This window comes from Streptomyces sp. NPDC029956, from assembly GCF_055574655.1.
Map to the genome: position 1 here is coordinate 79,077 of NZ_JBVHZJ010000006.1, position 22,191 is coordinate 101,267.

Sequence of the window (22,191 nt, forward strand, 5' to 3'; positions counted from 1 at the left end):
GTGGGAAGGGCTGGACGGCGGGGCGGGACTGAAGGGCAGGGCGGGGCGGGGCGGTGGAAGGTGGATCAGGCGAAGGGGATGGCGACGACGGACGACGCCCCGGCCCCGACGATCCGGGTGCGCGTCTTGTCGACGACGTACCGGGTGGCATCCGTCGAGAACACCCAGGCCGATCTGCGGGTCGTCCGGTCGATCGCGCTCAGACCGCCCCGGACGGGCGCGTACACGTACTTCGTCCCGACCACCGGGACCATGAGGAGCTCCGGGGTCAGGCTGCGGCCCGAGGAGGATTCCGTCCAGCGCTTGTCGCCCTTGTCGGCGCCGACGACCACGAGTCCGCGGCCGGCTTCGTTCGCGTGGACGAGGCCGTCGGCGACGGCCGGCAGCCCGTAGAGGGAGCCACCGCCGTACTCCCAGGCAATTTCGCCGTCGGTGAGGCGCAGCGCCCGCAGGCGGTCGCCGCCGAGGTAGAGGTGCCGGTCGTCGGTCGCGAGCTGGCCGGGCCTGAAGCTCTGGGATTCCTCCATGGGGAGGGATCGCTGCCACAGTTTTCTGCCGGTCCGCGCATCCCGCACCTGGACGACGAAGGACTCCAGGTCGCCGCTGTTCTTGCCGAGGACCAGCCGGTCACCGACGATCTGGGAGAGCCAGGGACGGACGCCGTCCCACGCGTAGGGGTGGCGCCATGCCTCCTTGCCCGTGCGGAGATCGACGGCGATCAGGTGCCAGCCGGTCTCCCGCTGCTCCAGGGTGTCCGACTGCGTACCGAGCCGTGAGGCGGCGAAGAGCCGTCCGCCGGAGGCCGTGAGGAGATCCGTGCCGAACTGCGAACCGTCGAAGCCCTTGAGCTCGATCGTCCGGGCGGCCTCCTTGCCCGTGCGGGGTGCGATCGTCCGGATGCGCAGGACGCCCGGACCGTCGTTGGGGCCGTCGGACATGTAGAAGTACGTGCCGTCCGTGGCGACCTGCTGGGGGTCCACCATCGAGTCGGTCCACAGCTCGGCGCCGTTCCGCGGGTCGAGGGCACGGAAGGAGACGGTCTCGGTGAACCCGACGACGTCCCCGGCGAGCAGCTGCGTCGTGTTCTCCTCACGGTCGAGGGACTCTCCCCGCCAGACGGGCGCAGGCGCGCCGTCCGAGGCCGTCTTGGCGGGGATCGCGGTGGGGCCGGCGGGAGCGGGGGCGCCGGTGGACGGGGTGTCGCCGTCCCGCGATCCCAGCCACGCCCACACGCCACCCCCCGCACCCGCCACTCCGAGCAGTGCCCCGCCGCCCACCGAGAACAGTCGTCGCCGGGAGATCGCCGCACCGGCCACCGTCTCCGCCACCGCCGGACCCTCCGAGCCCGCCGGGGCCGGCAGGCGGTGGGGGGCGTGGAGCCAGACGTCCGTGGCCCGGCGGGCGATGTCGGTCAGGAGCAGGGGCGGGAGGTGGTCGGCGAACTCGCCGTGGCCGTCGTGGAGTCGGTCGACCAGGGTGCCGGTGGTGGGGCGGGCCGAGGGGTCCTTCGACAGGCAGGCCGTCAGCAGGGGGAGCAGTGCCTCCGGTACGCCGGTGAGGTCGGGCTCCGCGTAGCGGACGCGGTACAGGAGGTCGGCGGCGGAACCCGTGCCGAAGGGGCCGTGGCCGGTCGCGGCGAAGACGAGGACGCCCGCGAGCGCGAACACATCGCCGGCGGGCGGGTGTTCCTGCCCGCTCGCCTGCTCAGGCGACATGAAAGCGGGCGTGCCCGCCGCCGCTCCCGTACGGGTCAGATGGTCGTCGCCGGCCGCCCGCGCGATGCCGAAGTCGATGATCTTCGGGCCGTACGCGGTGACGAGGACGTTCGAGGGCTTGAGGTCCCGGTGGACCACGTCCGAGGAGTGCAGCTGGGCCAGCGCCCCGGCGAGCGCCGCGCCGAGGGCGCGGACCGTCGGCTCGGGGAGCGGGCCGCCGAGCGCCACCGCGTCTTCGAGCGGCGGGCCGAGGACGTACTCGGTGGCCAGCCACGGCGTCTCGGCCAGCGGGTCCGCGTCGACCACGGCCGCGCCGTGACGTGCGCCGATGATCCGCGCCGCGTCCGTCTCCAGGCGGAAACGGGCCCGGAACGCCGGGTCGGTGGCGAGCCGCGCGTGCACGGTCTTCAGGGCGACGGTACGGCCGCCGGGCGTGCGCGCCAGATAGACCGTGCCCATGCCGCCGGAGCCGAGGCGGGCGATGAGTCGGTACGTGGCGACCGCGGCCGGGTCGTCGTGGGTCAGGGGCGACAGCATGGATGACGTCCGTCAGGTCCGGGGGAGGGCGGGAGGAGGGGGAGGGAAGAGGGGGCGAGGGGGCGCGGTCGGGCTTCAGGCCCTTGCCGGTGCCGGGAGTTCGGCGGCGAGGAGTTCCGAGGACTGGCGGGCCAGTGCCGCCACCACCCGGCCCGGAAGCCAGCCCGGGGCGAGGAGCGAGCCGGCCGAGTTCAGGACCGTCCCGTGCGCCGTCGGCGGGGCGAGTGCGGTCATCAGGGCGGCCGCCGTCGGCCGGTCGGCCGGGTCGCGGGCCAGGCAGGACGCGATCACCGGGCGCAGGGCGGACGGGAGTTCGTCCCGTTCGGGCACGGTGTGACCGGTGGCGGCGTACGCGAGGACCGCGCCGAGCGCGAAGACGTCGCCCGGCGGGCGCGGGCGGCCTCCCGAGGCCTGTTCGGGGGCGAGTGCCCCCGGGTCGAGGCCGGGCAGGCCGGTGCGCGGCTCGCCGTCGGCCGAGGCGGCCCGTACCGCGCCGAAGCAGGTCAGCCGGGGCCCGTCCGCGGTGAGCAGGACGGCGGCCGGGGACACCCCGGCGTGGGTGAGGCCCTGGCCGTGCGCGGCGGCCAGCGCCTCGGCGAGGGTGGCGCCGAGGGCGCGGACGGTGGCCTCGGGCAGCGGGCCGCCGTGGACGGCGAGTGCCACGGGCAGCGGGAGCGCCGGCACGTACGGGCTCGCGTACCAGGGGGCTTCGCCGGGGCCGGCCAGGTTCGTCACCGGGGCGATCCACGGGCCGAGGAGGCGCCGGGCGGCGTCGGCCTCCGCCGCGAACCGGGCGGGATCGGTGCCGGGGAGCGGGGCGCTGAGCAGCACGGTGTGCTCGCCGTCCTCGGTGCGGGCCACGAACCGGCGGCAGGGCAGGGCGGTCCGGGGCGGATCGAGGCGGGTGATCAGCCGGTACGGGCCGATCCGTCGTGCGGAGTCCTGGCGCGCGGATGCCTGCGACGCCGGCTCCTGCCGTACGGAGTCCTGCCGTACGGGCTCGTCCCGCGCCGGTTCGTGCAGCGCCGGTTCGTGCTGTGCGCGCGACTGTTCCACCGTTCGTGCCCCCCGTCGTCCGTGCGCCCGTGGTGACGGGGCGGGGACGAGCCTATCGAGGCGCGGGGGCGAGGCCGAGGCGAGGGGAGCGCTCGGGAGGTGCGGTGGAGGCGGGCCGTGGAGGCCGGGCGTCCGGGAAGTCCGGGCTGTCCTGATTGCGAACGTGAAGTGGGTGCGCGAGCAGGGGAAGATCCCGCACGAGCGGGTGATTCCCGGCGGGCAGCGCTCCCGCGCGGAGGCGGAGGGCCGCGGTCGGCGCGTTCCGTGGGGGCGGAACTTGCTGGGGTGAATCCGGAGCGAGCGCTGTCGCGGGGGTGCGGGTGCACGTCTTCGGGCTCCGCCGGGACAGCGGATCAGTGGAGACCGTGATCGGATTCGAACCGACGTAACCGGCTTTGCAGGCCGGCCCCTCAACCACTCGGGCACACGGTCGTGTGGTGCAACGAGTACGACCGTAGGCGGGGGGCGGGAGGGGCTCAAGGGGTTCCGGGGCCGTGCCATGCGACTGCAACGGCACAGCCACACGGCGTTCACACTCGGGCGTCCGCCGCGCCTCCGTGGTGCCGTCCAGGGCGCCGCGGCGGTGCGTCCGTCGCGCGTTCGCGGTGTGTCCGCCGCGCCTCCGTGGTGCGCCCGCCGTACATCCGTCGTACGTCCAAGGACCGAGTCCCTCCGGGACTCCTGACAGGGGTCATTTGCTTCTTCACCTCTTACTCTGGGGGAATGAGCGCCCTCGAACCCCGTGACGCCGAGGCGGACGCAGACATAGCCGCCGACGCCGCCCGGAGACCCGGACCCCTTGCCCCGCACGACGTCGGCACCGTCGGCACCGTCGACACGGTCGACGCCATCGACACCGTCGTCACCCAGGGGTCCGTCCTCGACACCAAGGGGTCCGTCCTCGATCCGGCCCACCGGGCGCTCAGCATCGGCATGGTCTCCGTCGTCCTGCTCATCGCCTTCGAGGCGACCGCCGTCGGCACGGCCATGCCCGTGGCCGCCCGCGAGCTGAACGGCATCCCCCTCTACGCCTTCGCCTTCTCCGCCTACTTCACCACCAGCCTCTTCGCCATGGTCCTGGCCGGACAGTGGTCCGACCGCCTCGGGCCGCTCGCGCCGCTCACCGCAGGCATCAGCGCCTTCGCCGCCGGGCTGCTGCTCTCCGGGACCGCCGGCGCCATGTGGATGTTCATCCTCGGGCGGGCCGTCCAGGGCCTCGGCGGGGGGCTCGTCATCGTCGCGTTGTACGTGGTCGTCGGCCGGGCCTACGCCGAGCACCTCAGACCCGCGATCATGGCCGCGTTCGCCGCGAGCTGGGTCGTCCCCTCCGTCGTCGGACCGCTCGCCGCCGGAACGATCACCGAGCACCTCGGCTGGCGCTGGGTCTTCGTCGGCATCCCCGCCCTCGTCGTCTTCCCGCTGGCCCTCGCGCTCCCCGCGATCCGCCGCACCGCCTCGGGACCGGCCGACCCGACCGCGCCCGTCGCGCCCTGGGACCGGCGCCGGATCAGGCTCGCGCTCGGCATCTCGGCGGGTGCGGCGCTCCTCCAGTACGCGGGCCAGGAGCTGCGCTGGCTGTCCCTGCTGCCGGCGGCGGCCGGCATCGCGTTCCTCGTGCCCGCGGTCCGCGGGCTCCTTCCGCACGGCACCTACCGGGCGGCCCGCGGACTGCCGTCCGTCGTCCTGCTTCGCGGCATCGCCGCGGGTGCCTTCATCGCGGCCGAGTCCTTCGTGCCGCTGATGCTGGTCACCCAGCGGGGCCTGAGCCCCACCCTGGCCGGGCTCTCCCTGGCCGCGGGCGGCCTCACCTGGGCCCTCGGCTCCTGGATCCAGGCCCGGCCGTGGACGGAACCGTACCGGGAACGGCTCGTCGTCCTCGGCATGGTCCTGGTCGCGATCGCCATCGCGGCGGCGCCGAGCGTGCTGATCACCGCGGTGCCGGTCTGGGTGGTCGCGGCGGCCTGGGGGCTCGGCTGCCTCGGCATGGGGGCGGTGATCGCCTCGACGAGCGTGCTGCTCATGAAGCTGTCGGCGCCCGAGGAGGTCGGCGCGAACTCCGCCGCCCTGCAGATCTCCGACGGCCTCTCGAACGTCCTGCTCCTCGCCGCGGGCGGCGCGGCCTTCGCCGCGCTCGGCGGCGGCGCGGTCGGCCACGCCGTCACGTCGTCCGCGTCCACGGGCTCCCACCCGGGGGCCTTCGCGGCGGTCTTCCTGCCGATGGCGGGGGTCGCGGCGGTGGGGGCGTGGGTGGCGACGCGGCTGCACGCGGCGCCGGTGCGGGCCTGACGCGATTCGGTACCACTCTGGCCCCATTCTTGATACCTTTGCGGTATGGCAATGAACCTGCGTCTCCGCGACGACCAGCAAGAGGCACTCAAGCTCCGCGCTGAGGAGGAGGGCCGCAGCATGCACGCCATAGTGCTTCAGGCGATCGACCGCTACCTGGAACAGGAGGTCGATCGGGAGGCTGTGCGCAAGCTCGGCGCCAAATACGCGCTGCGCCACGCGGAGCTGCTGAAGCGGTTGGGGGAGTAGATGAAGTACCTGACGGCCGAAGAGGTCCTCGAACTGGCGGACCTCGCCTGCGCCGGGCAGCAGATCGCGGTGCGCGATCTCGGCCTGCTCAAGTCGGCGGTACACCGCCCCCAGTCGCAGATGTACGGGATCGAGGCGTACACCGACCTCTTCGAGAAGGCCGCCTCGCTGCTCCAGTCGCTCGCCGTGAACCACCCCCTGGTGGACGGCAACAAGCGCATGGCGTGGATGTGCACGGTCGTCTTCCTCGACCTCAACGGCCGGGAGATGGTCGACGTCGACCAGGAAGAGGCGTACAAGCTGGTCATCGAAGTGGCCTCCGGCGAGCTGGAGGATGTGACCCTCATCGCGCGGCGGCTGCGCGGCCTCCACGAGGCGACGTGAGCTGAATCGCAACCGGGCCCCACCGGCCCGGTTTCATACGACGTTCCGGCCGGGCCGCCGGTAAGGTGGCCCGGTTGTCATATCTGGACGAGCGTCGAACCCGGAGATCGTGACTACTACCACCACCTCCTCCCATCACCTTTCTCCCGCCTTCCCAGGACGGGCCCCGTGGGGTACCGCCGGCAAGCTGCGCGCCTGGCAGCAGGGCGCGATGGAGAGATACATCCAGGAGCAGCCCCGTGACTTCCTCGCCGTCGCCACACCCGGCGCCGGCAAGACCACCTTCGCGCTGACCCTCGCGTCATGGCTGCTGCACCACCACGTCGTGCAGCAGATCACCGTCGTCGCGCCCACCGAGCACCTGAAGAAGCAGTGGGCCGCCGCCGCCGCGCGGATAGGGATCAAGCTGGACCCGGACTACAGCGCCGGGCCGCTCAGCAAGGAGTACGACGGGGTCGCCATCACCTACGCCGGTGTCGGTGTCCGCCCGATGCTGCACCGCAACCGGTCCGAGCAGCGCAAGACCCTCGTCATCCTCGACGAGATCCACCACGCCGGAGACTCCAAGTCCTGGGGCGAGGCATGCCTGGAGGCCTTCGAGCCCGCCACGCGGCGCCTCGCGCTGACCGGCACCCCGTTCCGTTCCGACACCAACCCCATCCCCTTCGTCACGTACGAGGAGGGGAACGACGGCATCCGGCGGTCCTCCGCCGACTACACCTACGGCTACGGCAACGCCCTCGGCGACGGCGTCGTCCGGCCCGTCATCTTCCTCTCCTACAGCGGCAACATGCGCTGGCGCACCAAGGCCGGCGACGAGATCGCCGCCCGTCTCGGCGAGCCGATGACGAAGGACGCCGTCTCGCAGGCCTGGCGGACCGCCCTGGACGCCAAGGGCGACTGGATGCCGAACGTCCTGCGCGCCGCCGACCAGCGGCTCACCGAGGTCCGCAAGTCCATCCCCGACGCGGGCGGCCTCGTCATCGCCTCCGACCAGGACTCGGCCCGCTCGTACGCCAAGCTGATCCGTGAGATCACCGGCACCAAGGCCACCGTCGTGCTGTCCGACGACACCGGCGCCTCGAACCGCATCGACGAGTTCAGCGAGAACAACGACCGCTGGATGGTCGCCGTCCGCATGGTGTCCGAGGGCGTCGACGTGCCCCGCCTGGCCGTCGGCGTGTACGCGACGACGATCTCGACCCCCCTGTTCTTCGCGCAGGCCGTCGGCCGTTTCGTGCGTTCGCGCAGGCGCGGCGAGACCGCCTCGGTGTTCCTTCCCACGATCCCCAGCCTCCTCGGTTTCGCCAACGAGATGGAGGTCGAGCGCGACCACGTCCTCGACAAGCCCAAGAAGCAGGGCGAGGAGGACCCGTACGCCGAGTCCGAGAAGGAACTCGCCGAGGCGGAGCGCCAGCAGGACGAGGACACCGGCGAGCAGGACATGCTGCCCTTCGAGGCGCTGGAGTCCGACGCCGTCTTCGACCGCGTCCTCTACAACAGCGCCGAGTTCGGCATGCAGGCCCACCCCGGCAGCGCCGAGGAGCAGGACTACCTCGGCATCCCGGGCCTCCTCGAACCCGACCAGGTCCAGCTGCTCCTGCAGAAGCGCCAGGCCCGGCAGATCGCGCACAGCCGCAAGAAGCCGGACGACGAGGCGGACCTGCTCGAACTCCCCGCCGAGCGACGCCCTGTCGTTTCCCACAAGGAGCTCCTCGAGCTGCGCAAGCAGCTCAACACCATGGTCGGCGCGTACGTCCACCAGACCGGCAAGCCCCACGGTGTGATCCACACGGAGCTCCGCCGGGTCTGCGGCGGGCCCCCGAGCGCGGAGGCCACCGCCGGGCAGATCCGCGAGCGGATCAAGAAGGTGCAGGAGTGGGCCACCCGGATGCGGTGACCCCGTTCCGTGCCCCCTGAGCGTGGCTGAGGCCCGTACGACGGCGTTCGTACGGGCCTCACTCGTCCCACGGCGGCGGAACCGGTGAAGGAACCGCGGCAGGACCGGCGTCGGAGACCGGCCCCCACGGTCGGCCTCCGGGCCCTTCCACGCTACGTGCACGACAAAGCCGATCTTGTCCGCCAAAGTCCCGCATGCGACCGACGAAGGTCCCGAACCGTCTCTATTCGCTCGTCGGCGCCCGGATTCTGGACGAGGTCTTCCGCTGAGCGGAGCGGGTCGCTACTGTCCCGGCTCAAAAGCAATCGCCCCGTGGCAGCGCCGCCGCGGAGCGCAGCCGGTGTACCCCTTCCTGCCGGCGGCCTCTGACGTGCGTCGCCGACGGGACCGGTGACGCGACCCCCGTGAGAGCCCGCCGCCACTCACTCCGAAGGAGAGGGCGTCGTGACCGCGGAGACCTCCCAGACGCTCGACCGGGGACTCAGAGTCCTCAAACTGCTCGCCGACACCGACCACGGCCTGACCGTCACCGAGTTGTCCAACAAACTCGGTGTCAACAGGACCGTCGTCTACCGTCTGCTCGCCACCCTGGAGCAGCACGCCCTCGTCCGCCGCGACCTCGGCGGACGCGCCCGCGTCGGCCTCGGCGTGCTCCGGCTCGGCCGCCAGGTCCACCCCCTCGTGCGGGAGGCCGCGCTCCCCGCGCTGCGCTCGCTCGCCGAGGACATCGGGGCGACCGCCCACCTGACACTCGTCGACGGCGCGGAGGCACTCGCGGTCGCGGTCGTCGAACCGACCTGGACCGACTACCACGTCGCCTACCGGGCCGGATTCCGCCATCCGCTCGACCGTGGCGCGGCCGGCCGCGCCATCCTCGCCGCCCGGCAGGGCGGCCTGATCGAACCGGGCTACACGCTCACCCACGGCGAGCTGGAGGCGGGTGCGAGCGGCGCGGCCGCCCCGCTCGTCGGCGTGACGGGTGTCGAGGGCAGCGTCGGCGTCGTGATGCTCGCGGACGCGGTGCCGGAGCGGGTCGGGCCCCGGGTGGTGGACGCGGCCCGGGAGGTCGCGGACGCGCTGCGCTAGGGCGCGCGGCGGCCGGGAGCACGGCGGCCGGGCGCGCGGCCCGAGGGCGGGGCCGTCAGTCGTCGGTGCCGCCCTACGGCGTCGTGCCGACGACGAGCATGCCCAAGGGGCTTTGTCCGTGGTGGACCGATCGGCCTGTTCTCGTTGTCGTGATCAGGCCTGCCGCTCTCAAGGCCGCCGCCAGACCCCCGGCCCCGGCGCTTCCCGGGATCCGGGGATGGGCGACGCCCAAGACACCCGATCACCTGCTCGGTGGCCACGCACCCGCCCGCCGTACCGTCGCCAAGGGAGCCCTCGCCGGGGCCGCCGCCCTGCTGCTCGGCACCGGCACCGCCTCGGCCACCCCCGCCCCGCGAAGCCTCGTCCTCCGGCTGCCCGCCCCCACCGGCCCCCACGCCGTAGGCGCCACCGTCCGGCACCTCGTCGACCCCTCCCGCAACGACCCGTGGGCGCCCGCCATCGGTGTGCGGGAGCTGATGGTCACCGTGTTCCGGCCGGCCGCCTCCGGCCGGGGTCTCCCGCGACTGCCGCACCTCACCCCCGATGCCGCCGACGTGTTCACCTTCCTCGCCCATCTGGTCCGCCCGGCCCTGCCAGAGGCCGGGGTCGACTGGGCGGCCACCCTCACCCACGCCCGGACCGGCGCCCCGCCGCTGCCCGGCCGGCGCCCGGTGCTGGTGTACAGCCCCGGCGGCGGGGACTCCCGCGCCCTTGGCAGCTCCCTCGCGATCGACCTCGCATCGCACGGCTGGACCGTCGTCACCGTCGACCATCCCGGTGACGCGTCCGAGGTGGAGTTCCCCGACGAGCGGCCGGGGCGCGATCGGATCCGGACCACCGTCCTCCGCCCCGATCTCGACGCCGGGACCTTCCGCACCATGATCGACACCAGGGTCGCCGACCTCCGCTTCGTCCTCGACGCCCTCGGCCTCGACCGGGTCGGGCTCTACGGGCACTCCGCGGGCGGCACGGCCGTCGCCCAGGCGCTCCACGAGGACCCGAGAGTCGCCGCCGCCGTGAACCCGGAGGGGTACCTGGACCTGATGGACGGCGCGCTCCTCCCCGTCGCCCGCGAGGGCACGGACCGGGCGCTGCTCCTCGCCGGCACCGACGGCTTCCGCGACGCGCGCCTCGACCGCTCCTGGTCGGCGCTGCTCGCCCACGGCGGACCCGTCGCCCGCCGGCAGCTCGCCGACAGCCACCACTGGGTCTTCACCGACTACGCGGCCCTGGTGCCACAGCTTCGGGCCGCCGGTCTGACGACCGCCGCCGGGCGCGCCGAGATGGTCGGCACCGTCGACCCCCGGGTCTCGGTGCCCGCCGTACGGAAGCTCGTACGGTCCTTCTTCGCCCGCCACCTGCCCGTGCCCGGGTCCAGGCCCGTGCCCGGGTCCAGGCCCGTGCCCGGGGCCGGGGCTGGGGTCGTGCCGGGGTCCGGCCACGGGCACGCGCCCGGCTCCGCGCCCCCGGCCCGGTGGGGGCGGTCGCCCCAGTAGATTGGAGGCGTGCTCTCCAGTCTCTCCCGTCCCAAGGCGCTCGCGGTCTGCGCGCTGCCCGTCGTCGCGCTCTTCGCCGTCGTCGGGCTGGCGCCGCTGCCCTTTGCCATCGCGCAGCCCGGTACGACCGCCGATGTGCTCGGCAAGGACAAGGGGCAGGAGGTCATCACGATCACCGGCGCCCCGGTCCGGCCCTCCGAGGGGCAGCTGCGGATGACGACGATCGTCGCGACCGGGCCGTCCACGGACGTGGACCTCGGGGACGTGACCGACGCCTGGTTCCGTGCGGACCGGGCCGTCCTGCCGCGCGACTCCGTCTACCCCCCGGGGAAGTCCGACGCCGAGGTCGAGAAGCACAACCTCGGCCAGATGAAGGAGTCGCAGGACGCGGCCACGCTGGCCGCCCTCGACCACCTCGGCGAGGACCCCGACAAGGTGAAGGTCACGCTGCACCTCGCCGACATCGGCGGGCCCAGCGCCGGGCTGCTGTTCTCCCTCGGCATCGTCGAGAAGCTCGACGGCGACGGCGCCGGCGGTGACCTCACCGGGGGCCGGATCATCGCCGGTACGGGGACCATCGACCCGGACGGCACGGTCGGCGCCGTCGGCGGGGTCTCGCTGAAGACCCAGGCCGCCGCGCGGGACGGGGCCACCGTCTTCCTCGTACCGAAGGCCGAGTGCTCGGACGCCCGGGCCGAGCAGCCGGAGGGGCTGCGGCTCATCCCCGTCACCGCGCTCAGCGACGCGGTGGCGTCCCTGAAGGCCCTGGAACAGGGGCAGGAGTCGAAGGTTCCGTCCTGCTGACCGCGTCGCCACGGGAAGGCGGGCCGTCCTCGGGTGTGCGCTCCGGCGGCGGGGCGTTCATGGCCCGCCAGGCCGGGAAGACCAGCGGGGAGAGCGTGGCGAGGAAGTAGAGCCCGCCGATTCCCAGCAGCGTCGCCGTCAGGCCGGCGCGCTCGACGAGGAAGCCGGCCGTCAGACCGCCCAGCGGCGTCGTCAGGAGCACCCCCGCGGTGCTCGCGCCCATGACGCGGCTGCGCAGGGCGTCGGGGACCTGCTCGTACATCACCGTGGTCAGGATCGGGTTGAGGACGCCGACGCCGAATCCGGCCGCCGCGAGCGTCACGAGCAGGGGCGCGGTGGTGTCGGTGAGCGCGGCCACCACGTACGGCGGGGCGCCGCCGAGCAGGAAGCCCGCCGTGAAGACGGCCCGGCGCGGGAAGCGCTGCCCGACCGCCCCGTAGAGCAGGGCACCGGCCAGGGCGCAGCCGCCGAAGACCGACACGAGCAGGCCCTGGGTGGCCGGACCGCCCAGCTCCTGGCGGGCGTGGACCGGAAGCAGCACCGAACTCCAGCTCTGGCTCAGGCCGTTGGTGACCATCACCATGACCGTGATGCCGAGCAGCAGCCGCGCGCGGAACAGGAAGGCGTACCCCTCGCGGAGATCGGACCGGTAGCGGGCCGGGGAGAGGCGGGGGCCGTCCCGCACCGGTTCCGCCGAGGGCACTCCGCGCAGGCCCGCGGTGACGAGCAGCGCGGAGAGGCCGAAGGTCGCCGCGTCGAGGACCAGGACCGTGTCGGCGCCCATGAACGCCACGAGGAGTCCGGCGATCGCGGCGCCCGTCATCCGGGCCCCCCGCGCCACGGCGTCGTACAGGCTGGCGGCCCGGGGGAGCGAGGTCCCGGCGCGCCGGGCGAGATCGGGGACCAGGACGTGCCGGGCCATCTCCCCGGGAGCGTGGAAGAGGCCGGTGACGGCCATCAGGGCGCACAGCATCCAGAACTCCAGGACTCCGGCGCGGTGCAGCAGCGGGATCGCGGCGAGCGCGAGCCCGCAGACCAGGTCGGAGGCGATGCTGACCCGGCGGCGGCCGATCCGGTCGATGACCGGGCCTCCGGCGATCGCGGAGACGAGGACGGGCAGGGCCGCGCAGAAGGCGACGAAGCCCGCTTTGCCGGGGCTTCCCGTGGTGTCGAGGGCGAACCACGGGACGCCGATGAGCGTGAGCGAATTCCCTGTGATGGATACGGCGTTGGCGGTGAGGACGGTCGTGAGGGGGGCCCGGTCCCGCGTCGTGGTGCTGGCCCTCCCCGTATCCGGCTCCGTCGTGTCCGCGTCTTGTCCCCCCGGAGTGGTCATGCGGCCAGGGTGACCGGGCGGTGGTGTGCGGGTGTGGCCAGGCGCAGGCCCAACTCGACGAGGCACCAGCCGAGTTGGACGCGGAGGGCGGGGCCGGGGACGCGCGGGGCGGTGGTGGCGGCCTCGCGGTGGAGTTCGGTGGCGCGCAGCCGGTGGAGCTGGAGGTGAATGTCGGCGTGCATGGCTCCGTGGTTCCTTCCGTCAGTTCTCGTACTGCGGGAACGCGTGCAGATGGATCCGTACGCGCTTGGCGTCGGGCGCGTCGGCTTCCTCGATGTCCCGGTAGCTCGCGATGAGCGCGTGCATCCTCTGGTCGAGCTCGCGGAGCTTCTCGGGGGGCAGGCGCAGGGTGAAGTCGCTCATGTCGGACACACCGAGCCAGGCGTCGTCCCAGTCGTGCCGAGTGCCGAGGTAGGTGCTCAGCTCCTGGGTGTGGATGGTCGCGATCTCGTGGACGTAGAGGTCGAGGGCGCCGCGGACCTCGGGGTCCGGGTTCCGGGAGAGCGTCTCGTCGACCGTCACGCCCTGCTGGGCGGCCTTCCACCACCGCTCCCGTCCCTTGCCGCGCGTCGGGTCGTCCTCGACGAAGCCGTGGGCCGCGAGCTGGCGCAGGTGGTAGCTGGTCGCGCCGCTGGACTCGCCCAGTCGCTCGGCGAGCCCGGAGGCGGTGGCGGGGCCGTGGGCGCGCAGGGCCCGCAGCAGCCGGATGCGGAGGGGATGGGCGAGCCCGCGCAGGGTGCGCGGGTCCAGGGGGCGGGTCGGGAACGCTTCGGGCTCGGGCATGGTCCGAGCGTAGAGTTGCAAAGGACTGGTTGCAAGGGATTCTTTGCAACCAGTCCTTTGCAGTCGCTTCCTCGTGTCCGGCCGCCCTGCTCCTGCGCGGCCGTGCGTCTGCGGCTCGTGCGCCACCTGCTCCCGAGCCGCCGTGCTCCCGAGCCGCCCTACTCCTGCACCGCCTACTCCTGCGCCGCCTGCTCCACCAGCGGGATGATCCGCAGCGGCACCGGGTTCTCCATCACGATCGCCGTCGACGCCCGCATGATCCCCTCGAACGCCACCACCTTGTCGATCACCCGCTGGAGGTCCGCGTTCGAGCGGGCGACGAGGCGGCAGAGCATGTCGCCGTGGCCCGTCGTCGTGTGCAGCTCCAGGACCTCCGGCACCGTCGCCAGATGCCCCCGGACGTCCGCTCCCTGCCCCTGCTTGATCTCCAGGGTCGCGAACGCCGTCACCGGATAGCCGAGCGCCGCCGGGTCCACCTGCGGCCCGAAACCCCTGATCACCCCGCTCGCCTGGAGCCGGTCGAGCCGAGCCTGCACCGTCCCCCGGGCCACCCCGAGCCGCCGGGAGGCCTCCAGGACCCCGATGCGCGGCTCGCGCGCGAGGAGCGTGATGAGCCGGCCGTCCAGATGATCGATCGCCACAGCGGTCTCCCCATGGTCAGGATGTACAAGTCGCACGGCCATACTCGCCCGTCACTGTGCAACATGACCAGTAGATCAGCGAACTCTTGCGCACCTTGCAGAACGGCGGGACATTGCTGCCATGACTGAGACCATCGATCACACCCCCTCCACCGCGCGGCAGGCCGATCCCTTCCCCGTGAAGGGAATGGACGCGGTCGTCTTCGCCGTCGGCAACGCCAAGCAGGCCGCGCACTACTACTCCACGGCCTTCGGCATGAAGCTCGTCGCCTACTCCGGACCGGAGAACGGCACCCGCGAGACCGCCAGCTACGTCCTCACCAACGGCGCCGCCCGGTTCGTGTTCACCTCCGTCATCAAGGTCACGACCGACCGGGGCCGCTTCCTCGCCGATCACGTCGCCGAGCACGGCGACGGCGTCGTCGACCTGGCCATCGAGGTGCCGGACGCCCGCGCCGCGTACGCCTACGCCGTCGAGCACGGCGCCACCGGCCTCACCGAGCCGCACGAGGTCAAGGACGAGCACGGCACCGTCGTCCTCGCCGCCATCGCCACGTACGGCAAGACCCGCCACACCCTCGTCGAGCGCTCCGGCTACGACGGCCCCTACCTGCCGGGCTTCGTCGCCGCCAAGCCGATCGTCGAGCCGCCGGCCAAGCGCACCTTCCAGGCCATCGACCACTGCGTCGGCAACGTCGAGCTCGGCAAGATGAACGACTGGGTCGGCTTCTACAACAAGGTCATGGGCTTCACGAACATGAAGGAGTTCGTGGGCGACGACATCGCCACCGAGTACTCCGCCCTCATGTCGAAGGTCGTCGCGGACGGCACCCTCAAGGTGAAGTTCCCGATCAACGAGCCCGCGATCGCGAAGAAGAAGTCGCAGATCGACGAGTACCTGGAGTTCTACGGCGGCGCCGGCGTCCAGCACATCGCCCTCGCCACCAACGACATCGTCGCCACCGTGCGCGCGATGCGGGCCGCCGGTGTCTCCTTCCTCGACACCCCCGACTCGTACTACGACACCCTCGGCGAGTGGGCCGGCGAGACCCGTGTGCCCGTCGAGACCCTGCGCGAGCTGAAGATCCTCGTCGACCGCGACGAGGACGGCTACCTGCTGCAGATCTTCACCAAGCCGGTCCAGGACCGCCCGACCGTCTTCTTCGAGATGATCGAGCGCCACGGCTCCATGGGCTTCGGCAAGGGCAACTTCAAGGCGCTGTTCGAGGCCATCGAGCGCGAGCAGGAGAAGCGCGGCAACCTCTGACACCCGTTCGCACGGTGAGGGGCCCGGGGCCACGCCCCGGGCCCCTCACCGTGCGCCACCGACCGGGCCGTCCCGGGCACGCGGCCGACGCTGTGTCCGGACGGCGGCCCTCGGCGTCCCGGCGGGACACGGGGCCTGCCCGGGACGCCGTAAATCCTTCCCGCCCGCCGGCCCCCGCGCGGGTTTCGCCGCCGAGGCCCGCGCGTGCGGACCCCTACGCGGGCTTGCCCGCCTGCGCGGGTTCGGCGGGCGCCGCGGGTTCGGCGGGCTTCACGGGCTGTGCAGGCTTCGCGGGCTTCTCCGGGGTGCGTGACCCCTCCCGCCGCGGCTTCTCCGGCTCCGGCTCCGGCTCCGGGCGGAGTTCCCTCGGGAGTTCGTCCGACGGCTCGCCGAGCGCCGCCACCGCCTCCTCCGCCCTCGGCGCGAGCAGCGGCGAGAAGTGCGGGTTGATCCGCAGCGCCTCCGCCAGGTGCCGCCGGGCGGGGCCGTGCTCCTCCAGGGCCCGCTCGATCTCGCCCCGGTGGTACGAGAAGAGGGCGCTCCGCAGGCCCTCCTCCGTGGCCCGTGTCGCGTACCCCAGCGCCTCCTTGGGCGCACCCGCCCGGTACAGCGCCCACCCCAGCGCGTCCGCGACCCGCACCGAGCGGTGCCCGCGCGCCCACTCCGCCCGCATCCGGGCGACCGCGGCCGCCGCGTTCCCGTGGTCCGCGTCGAGCAGCGCCAGGGTCACCTCCCCGCCCGCCCACGTGCCGGTCCGCAGCCGCTCGTACAGCGCCCGCGCGTCCCCGTTCAGGCCCAGCGACTCGGACAGCTCGCCGGCCTCCAGGACGTACTCCGGCAGCGGCAGCCGGGCCAGCGCCGCCCGCCAGTCCCGCAGTGCCTCGTCGGTGCGGCCCAGCGCCGTCAGCGCCCGCGCCCGGCCCGCGAGCGAGGGCCCGTGGTCCCGTACCTGCGTCAGCGCCTCCCCGAACCGCGCGAGCGCCTCGTCCGGTTCGCCGCGCTCCCACGCCAGGTCCCCGACCCGTGCCAGCGCGGCCGCCTTGTCCGGGGCCGTCTCCGCGAGCGCCACCGCGTCGAGGGCCGCCGCGTCGGCGTCCTCGCGCCAGCCCCGGTCGCGGAAGGTCTGCGCGGCCCGGGCCCGCACCACCGCGCCCGCGTGGAGCCCCTCCAGGGTCTCCATCGCCTTCCGGGCCGCCTGGTAGTTCCCGAGACCGTTGTACGCGTCCATCAGGACCGGGTACGCGGGCCAGCGGCGCGGATCCGCCTTCCGGACCTTCTCGCCCCATTCCACGGCCGACTTCCAGTCGCCGCGCGCCCCCGCGAGCGCCCCCAGGCCCAGCTGGGCCGCCGTGTTGCCGCGCGCGGCGGGCCGTTCGGCCAGCGAGCGCCGCAGCGCCTGCTCGGCGCGCGGATAGTCCCGTACGTCGCCGAGGCGCGCGCCCCGCTCCGTGTACGCCGCGCCGAGCTCCGCCCAGGACGCGTCGTCGTCCGGGTGGCCGCGCAGCCACTTCTCCCGGTCGGTGATCAGCGCGGCCAGGTCCGGGAGCGCGGCCTGCGCGCCCGCGTGGGCCGCGATCGTCGCCCGCTCGGCCGGACCGGGCGGGGGCGGCGGCCCCTGGTCGAGGAGCTCGGGGACGTAAAGGAGTGCCGTCGCCGCGAGCACCGCGCCCACTCCGGCCGCGAGGACCGTCCTCGACACGTTCTGCGTCTTCATGGCGCTCACTGTGGCCCGCGCGTGCCTGTACGAAGAGCACACGAAGCGCCTGCCCCGGCGGGTTCACACCGATGGCCCCGGGTGCCACGCTGGAGTCATGGACGATCTTCTGACGCGGCTGCGCGCCGGGCTGCCCGCCGAGGCGCTGCTCACCGATCCGGACGTGACCGCCTCCTACGCGAACGACATGGCGAGCTTCTGCGAGGCCGGCGTTCCGGCGGTCGTCGTGCTCCCGCGCACCGTCGAGCAGGTGCAGCACGTCATGCGGACCGCGACCGAACTCCGCGTCCCCGTCGTCCCGCAGGGAGCCCGCACGGGCCTCTCCGGCGGCGCCAACGCCTCCGAGGGCTGCATCGTGCTCTCCCTGGTCAAGATGGACCGCATCCTGGAGATCAACCCGGTCGACCGGATCGCCGTCGTCGAACCGGGTGTCGTCAACGCGGTGCTGTCACGGGCCGTCGCCGAGCACGGCCTCTCCTACCCGCCGGACCCGTCCAGCTGGGAGACGTGCACCATCGGCGGAAACATCGGCACGGCCTCCGGCGGTCTGTGCTGTGTGAAGTACGGGGTGACGGCCGAGTACGTCCTCGGCCTCGACGTCGTGCTCGCCGACGGCCGGCTCCTGTCCACCGGCCGCCGCACCGCCAAGGGCGTCGCCGGCTATGACCTCACCAGGCTCTTCGTCGGCTCGGAGGGCAGTCTCGGCATCGTCGTCCGGGCCGTGCTCCAGCTGAAGCCGCAGCCTCCGGCGCAGCTCGTGCTGGCCGCCGAGTTCCCCTCCGCGGCCGCCGCCTGTGCGGCCGTCTGCACGATCATGGAGCGCGGGCACACCCCGTCGCTGCTCGAACTCATGGACCGCACCACCGTCCAGGCCGTCAACAGGATGGCGCGCATGGGTCTGCCCGACACCACCGAGGCGCTGCTGCTGTGCGCCTTCGACACCCCCGACCCGGCCGCCGATCTGGCCGCCGTGGGGGAGCTGTGCGCGGCTGCGGGCGCCACCGAGGTCGTCCCGGCCGCCGACACCGCCGAGTCCGAACTCCTCCTCCAGGCACGCCGGCTCTCCCTCACGGCCCTGGAGACGATCAAGTCGGCGACGATGATCGACGACGTGTGCGTGCCGCGGACGCGGCTCGCCGAGATGCTCGCCGGCACGGCGGCGGTCGCGGAGAAGTACGACCTGACCATCGGGGTCTGCGCGCACGCCGGCGACGGCAACACCCATCCCGTCGTCTGCTTCGACCACACCGACGAGGACGAGTCGCGGCGCGCGCGGGAGTCCTTCGACGAGATCATGGCGCTCGGGCTCGCGCTCGGCGGCACGATCACCGGCGAGCACGGCGTGGGCGTCCTCAAGAAGGAGTGGCTGGCCCGGGAGCTGGGGCCGGTCGGCATCGAGCTGCAGCGCGGGATCAAGGCCACCTTCGACCCGTTGGGGCTGCTCAACCCCGGAAAGCTGTTCTGACGCGGCGGCCCCGTGAGGTCGCGGTCGCACGGGTGCCGGGCTCACTGCTCGCCGTCCTGCGACTCGTCCGAAGGCCACGGGTCGCGCAGCCACAGCTCGTCGGCGATCACGGTGGTCGCCAGGAGTTCGGCGAGTCCGTCGTCGATGCCGAGGCGCTCGGACTCGGTGCCCGGCGGCACCGCGCGCAGGGTCCGCTCCAGCCAGGCGGACACCTGCGCGGAGGGCGCCTCCAGCAGGGCGTCGCCGTCGGGGGAGGAGAGCGCCATCAGGATGACACTGCGGCCGTCGACCTTCGTGGGCCAGATGCGCACGTCGCCGTGCCCGCAGGCCCGGAACACGCCCTCGACCAGGAGTTCGCGCGCGAACGTCCAGTTGACCGGGTGGTCGGTGCCGATGTGGAACGTGATGTGGACGGCGTACGGGTCGTCCGTGCGGTAGGCGAGCCGGGCGGGGACGGGGACGGCACGCTCGGGCGAGAGCACCAGCTTCAGCTCCAGCTCGCGCTCGACGGTGTTGTTGTCGGTGTTCTGCATGGTCGTACTCCCTCTCGCCGGCCGGCCCCGTGCGGGCCTTCGTCTGGAGAGAGCGGCGTACCCGCGGCTCATTACGCGACTTCGGGAAGTTTTCTCGGGAAGTTTTTTCCGGGCAGGGGTACGGGGAGCATGTACCGGCCCGAACATCACCGGGAGTGATCGATTCCGGTATGCGTCCTCCTCGAAGGCGGGCTTTCTCACGGGCTCTTTGTTCCCTCGGGGGCGTTCTTCGTTACTGTCCTCCTTGGGCGCGGCACGCCCGGCACGCGGCCGCGCGGATCAAGGGCGTTGTGACTGAACGGAGTCGGGGCAGTGGCTACTCCTCCTGGAGGCGGCGGAGAGGTACCGCAGGCGGGGTACTACCCGGACCCGTCCATTCCCGGGTACATCCGGTACTGGAACGGGGGCGCCTGGGTTCCCGGCACGAGCAGGCCCGCGCCCACGGACGGTGAGGTTCCGGCCGGTCCGCCGGCCTCGGCGATCCCGGACGGCCCGATCCTGGCCTCCGGCCCGGCGCCCGCACCGGTCGCCGCGCAGCCGGCCCGGCCCGAACCGGAACCGGTCCAGCCGCACCAGCCCGCGCAGCACCGGCCGCAGCCGTTCCAGGACGAGCCGGCGCAGCAGCCGCAGCCGTTCCAGGACGAGCAGCAGCACCGGCCGCAGCAGCCGCAGCAGTTCAGGGACGAGCAGCCGCAGCCGCAGTCGCAGCAGCCGTACGAGCAGCAGTCTCAGCAGCCGTACGAGCGGCAGCTTCAGCCGCAGCGGCACCAGCTCCCCGAGCAGCCGTACCAGCCGCAGCCGGCTCCCGAGCCGGAGCCCGCGCGTCCCGCCGCATCCGTACCGGCACAGTCCCAGGCGCCCGCGCAGCAGCTTCCCGCGCAGGACCGGTCACCCGCCCTGGCCCCCGTACCCACCGTGGAGGAGACGGGGCCCGTCTTCTTCGACGAGGAGCCGGCTCCCGCGGAACCCGCCTCGGCCTGGCAGGCGGACACCTCCCGCCAGACCGGCTTCGGCGGCGACCTCGACCAGAAGGTCTCCTGGGGCGCGCCCCGGACCCCCGACCCGCGCACCCCGGCCGACTGGCCGGTCGCCGGTGCGGGCGAACCCGAGCCCGAGAACGCGGCGCGGTCCGCCGCCCCGGCGGCGGACCCCCGGGCCACCGGGGGAGCGGCGCGCCTCGGCGGGATGCCGGTCACGCCGATCCCCGCGCCCGCGCCCGCCGCGGCGCCTCAGCAGCCGCAGCCGGCCCCGCAGGCACCCCGGCCCCGGCCGGCGGCTCCCCGGCCGGCCCCCGAGCCTGCCGCGGCCGCCGCCCCGGCGCCCGCGCCCGCCCCCGTACAGCAGGCGTCCGTCCCGGCCCCGGCGCCCGCGACCCCCTCCTGGGCCCAGCAGGCGCAGCCGCAGGCCCAGGCGCAACAGCCGCAGCCCCAGACCGCCCAGGACCCGCAGCAGCCCGTCGTCCCCTGGAAGCCGCCCGTCGACGACCTGTTCGTGCAGGCGGCCCGCGCGCAGGCCTCCGCGCGCCCCGCCGGGCTCGGCCGGAGGCTGATCGCCCGGTTGATCGACACCCTCGTCCTGGGCGCGCTCGTCGGCGCCGCCGCCTTCCCGTTCGTGACCGCCGCCCTCGACCACATCAACGGCAAGATCGAGGCGGCGAAGCAGTCCGGCGTCACCGTCCAGGTGTGGCTCGTCGACGGCACGACCTCCGTGCAGTTCGGCATCGCGCTGGCCGCGTTCTTCGTCATCGGCGTCCTGTACGAGGCGCTGCCCACCGCCAAGTGGGGGCGCACGCTCGGCAAGAGGCTGTGCGGGATCGAGGTGCGGGACATCGAGGCGCACCAGCCGCCGCGGTTCGGGGCGGCCCTGCGCCGCTGGCTCGTCTACAGCGTCCTGGGGCTGCTGGCCATCGGCGTCCTCAACGTCCTGTGGTGCCTCTTCGACCGCCCCTGGCGGCAGTGCTGGCACGACAAGGCCGCCCGTACGTTCGTGGCCCGCTGATCCGCGGGCCGCTGGCCCCCGGCCGGACCGGGTGACCCCCGGCGGCCTGGGGTCCCCCGAACGGGCGGTGATTCCTTGCGGGGGCGCCCGGCCCGGGATGCACTGCCCCCATGAGCACCGATCAGCCGCCGCCCGGCCAGCCGCCCGAGGAGGACCCGTTCCTCAAGAGGCCGCAGGAGCCTCCGCCGCCCTCCGCCGGCCAGCCGCCGCCGTCCGGACCGCCCCCGGAAGGGCCGCCGCCGGGGGGCCCGCCCCCGGAAGGGCCGCCGCCGGGAGGTCCGCCGCCCGGGAGTCCGTACGGACCCACGGGCGGTTCGCCGTACGGTTCCTCGGGCGGCTCGCCGTACGACAACGCGCCGCCGCCGCCCCCGTACGGCGGCTACGGCGCCGGGTACGGAGGGACCGATCCGCTCTCCGGGATGCCGCCGCTCGCCGAGTCGGGCAAGCGCATCATCGCCCGTGTCATCGACTGGCTGATCATCGCGATCCCGCTGGCGATCATCGGCATCCCGTTCAAGATCTACTCGCGGGCGACCGAGGACGGCAGCGACTTCGGCGACACGGTCAACAGCCTCAACGGCGGTAGCCAGCTGGTCTTCCAGCTGATCACGATCGTCGCGTACGTCGCGTACGACACGGTGATGGTCGCCAAGAACGGCCAGACCCTCGGCAAGAAGTGGATGAAGCTGCGGGTCGCGATGCTCAACGACGGCTCGACGCCGCCGATGAGCCAGTCGCTGCTGCGCGCGATCGTGCTGTGGCTGCCGGCCCTGGTCTGCTGTGCCTGCCTGTGGCCGCTGCTCCTGCTGATCCTGATCCTGGTCGACAAGCCCTACAAGCAGGGTCTGCACGACAAGGCGGCGAAGACGGTGGTGGTCTCCGTCCCGCAGTAGCCGGACCGACGTCGTCCGCGTGAGCCCGGCGGAGGCGACGTATGACGG

The 22,191-nt window shown here is 73.5% G+C and carries 19 protein-coding genes and 1 tRNA gene; 11 read left to right on the forward strand and 9 right to left on the reverse strand.

Going from position 1 to position 22,191, the window contains the following annotated elements:
* Window positions 1-65 precede the first annotated feature (65 nt).
* From ACZ4XX_RS06505 to ACZ4XX_RS06515, 3 genes are all read right to left on the reverse strand, one after another.
* Window positions 66-2,252 (reverse strand): protein kinase domain-containing protein, encoded by a 2,187-nt coding sequence (locus ACZ4XX_RS06505; protein ID WP_468506828.1) that lies wholly within the window; start codon window positions 2,250-2,252, stop codon window positions 66-68.
* 75 nt (window positions 2,253-2,327) lie between these two features.
* Window positions 2,328-3,179, reverse strand: coding sequence for a protein kinase family protein (locus ACZ4XX_RS06510; protein WP_468506943.1), 852 nt, complete (start codon window positions 3,177-3,179; stop codon window positions 2,328-2,330).
* A 486-nt stretch (window positions 3,180-3,665) separates the two neighbouring features.
* Window positions 3,666-3,740 (reverse strand) — tRNA-Cys (locus ACZ4XX_RS06515).
* A gap of 291 nt (window positions 3,741-4,031) precedes the next feature.
* Between ACZ4XX_RS06515 and ACZ4XX_RS06520 the strand changes: the two genes are divergently transcribed.
* The 7 genes from ACZ4XX_RS06520 (at window position 4,032) to ACZ4XX_RS06550 (ending at window position 11,513) form a co-directional block, all read left to right on the forward strand.
* Window positions 4,032-5,594, forward strand: a complete 1,563-nt coding sequence (locus ACZ4XX_RS06520) for an MFS transporter (RefSeq protein ID WP_468506829.1) — start codon at window positions 4,032-4,034, stop codon at window positions 5,592-5,594.
* A 51-nt stretch (window positions 5,595-5,645) separates the two neighbouring features.
* Window positions 5,646-5,843 (forward strand): Arc family DNA-binding protein, encoded by a 198-nt coding sequence (locus tag ACZ4XX_RS06525; RefSeq protein ID WP_037639729.1) that lies wholly within the window; start codon window positions 5,646-5,648, stop codon window positions 5,841-5,843.
* Window positions 5,844-6,227 (forward strand): type II toxin-antitoxin system death-on-curing family toxin, encoded by a 384-nt coding sequence (locus ACZ4XX_RS06530; RefSeq protein ID WP_468506830.1) that lies wholly within the window; start codon window positions 5,844-5,846, stop codon window positions 6,225-6,227. It begins immediately after the preceding gene.
* A gap of 106 nt (window positions 6,228-6,333) precedes the next feature.
* The gene (locus ACZ4XX_RS06535) at window positions 6,334-8,127 is read left to right on the forward strand and encodes a DEAD/DEAH box helicase (RefSeq protein ID WP_030324967.1); all 1,794 of its coding nucleotides are present in this window, start codon (window positions 6,334-6,336) and stop codon (window positions 8,125-8,127) included.
* Window positions 8,128-8,571: 444 nt separating this feature from the next.
* Window positions 8,572-9,213: an IclR family transcriptional regulator gene (locus tag ACZ4XX_RS06540; protein ID WP_468506831.1), complete on the forward strand. Its 642-nt coding sequence runs from the start codon at window positions 8,572-8,574 to the stop codon at window positions 9,211-9,213.
* A gap of 314 nt (window positions 9,214-9,527) precedes the next feature.
* Window positions 9,528-10,709 (forward strand): alpha/beta fold hydrolase, encoded by a 1,182-nt coding sequence (locus ACZ4XX_RS06545; RefSeq protein ID WP_468506944.1) that lies wholly within the window; start codon window positions 9,528-9,530, stop codon window positions 10,707-10,709.
* Between the two features lie 9 nt (window positions 10,710-10,718).
* Window positions 10,719-11,513, forward strand: a complete 795-nt coding sequence (locus tag ACZ4XX_RS06550) for a S16 family serine protease (RefSeq protein ID WP_468506832.1) — start codon at window positions 10,719-10,721, stop codon at window positions 11,511-11,513.
* Here ACZ4XX_RS06550 and ACZ4XX_RS06555 read toward each other — a convergent pair.
* The 4 genes from ACZ4XX_RS06555 to ACZ4XX_RS06570 form a co-directional block, all read right to left on the reverse strand.
* Entirely contained in the window at window positions 11,446-12,849 is a 1,404-nt protein-coding gene (locus ACZ4XX_RS06555; RefSeq protein ID WP_468506833.1) for an MFS transporter, read from the reverse strand. The two genes, ACZ4XX_RS06550 and ACZ4XX_RS06555, sit on opposite strands and share 68 nt — an antisense overlap.
* Window positions 12,846-13,031 carry a hypothetical protein gene (locus ACZ4XX_RS06560; RefSeq protein WP_468506834.1) on the reverse strand — a complete coding sequence of 62 codons (186 nt, stop codon included), beginning with the start codon at window positions 13,029-13,031 and terminating at the stop codon, window positions 12,846-12,848. Before ACZ4XX_RS06560 ends, ACZ4XX_RS06555 begins: the two co-directional genes overlap by 4 nt.
* Before the next feature lie 19 nt (window positions 13,032-13,050).
* Complete coding sequence (locus ACZ4XX_RS06565) at window positions 13,051-13,632, reverse strand: helix-turn-helix domain-containing protein (RefSeq protein ID WP_468506835.1); 582 nt, start codon at window positions 13,630-13,632, stop codon at window positions 13,051-13,053.
* A 173-nt stretch (window positions 13,633-13,805) separates the two neighbouring features.
* Window positions 13,806-14,273, reverse strand: a complete 468-nt coding sequence (locus ACZ4XX_RS06570; protein ID WP_030324955.1) for an Lrp/AsnC family transcriptional regulator — start codon at window positions 14,271-14,273, stop codon at window positions 13,806-13,808.
* 121 nt (window positions 14,274-14,394) lie between these two features.
* Here ACZ4XX_RS06570 and hppD point away from each other — a divergent pair, with 121 nt between their 5' ends.
* The gene (gene hppD / locus ACZ4XX_RS06575; RefSeq protein WP_073913408.1) at window positions 14,395-15,540 is read left to right on the forward strand and encodes a 4-hydroxyphenylpyruvate dioxygenase; all 1,146 of its coding nucleotides are present in this window, start codon (window positions 14,395-14,397) and stop codon (window positions 15,538-15,540) included.
* Between the two features lie 214 nt (window positions 15,541-15,754).
* Here hppD and ACZ4XX_RS06580 read toward each other — a convergent pair whose 3' ends face one another.
* Window positions 15,755-17,254 carry a tetratricopeptide repeat protein gene (locus ACZ4XX_RS06580; protein ID WP_468506836.1) on the reverse strand — a complete coding sequence of 500 codons (1,500 nt, stop codon included), beginning with the start codon at window positions 17,252-17,254 and terminating at the stop codon, window positions 15,755-15,757.
* 97 nt (window positions 17,255-17,351) lie between these two features.
* Here ACZ4XX_RS06580 and ACZ4XX_RS06585 point away from each other — a divergent pair, with 97 nt between their 5' ends.
* Window positions 17,352-18,719, forward strand: coding sequence for an FAD-binding oxidoreductase (locus ACZ4XX_RS06585; RefSeq protein WP_468506837.1), 1,368 nt, complete (start codon window positions 17,352-17,354; stop codon window positions 18,717-18,719).
* 41 nt (window positions 18,720-18,760) lie between these two features.
* Here the strand turns inward: ACZ4XX_RS06585 and ACZ4XX_RS06590 are convergent, their stop codons facing one another.
* Window positions 18,761-19,252, reverse strand: a complete 492-nt coding sequence (locus ACZ4XX_RS06590) for an SsgA family sporulation/cell division regulator (protein WP_468506838.1) — start codon at window positions 19,250-19,252, stop codon at window positions 18,761-18,763.
* Window positions 19,253-19,564: 312 nt separating this feature from the next.
* Between ACZ4XX_RS06590 and ACZ4XX_RS06595 the strand changes: the two genes are divergently transcribed.
* Both ACZ4XX_RS06595 and ACZ4XX_RS06600 read left to right on the forward strand, forming a co-directional pair.
* Window positions 19,565-21,250 (forward strand): RDD family protein, encoded by a 1,686-nt coding sequence (locus ACZ4XX_RS06595; RefSeq protein WP_468506839.1) that lies wholly within the window; start codon window positions 19,565-19,567, stop codon window positions 21,248-21,250.
* 110 nt (window positions 21,251-21,360) lie between these two features.
* A complete protein-coding gene (locus tag ACZ4XX_RS06600) occupies window positions 21,361-22,143 on the forward strand; it encodes an RDD family protein (RefSeq protein ID WP_468506840.1) in 783 nt (260 codons plus the stop codon).
* Window positions 22,144-22,191: the final 48 nt, after the last annotated feature.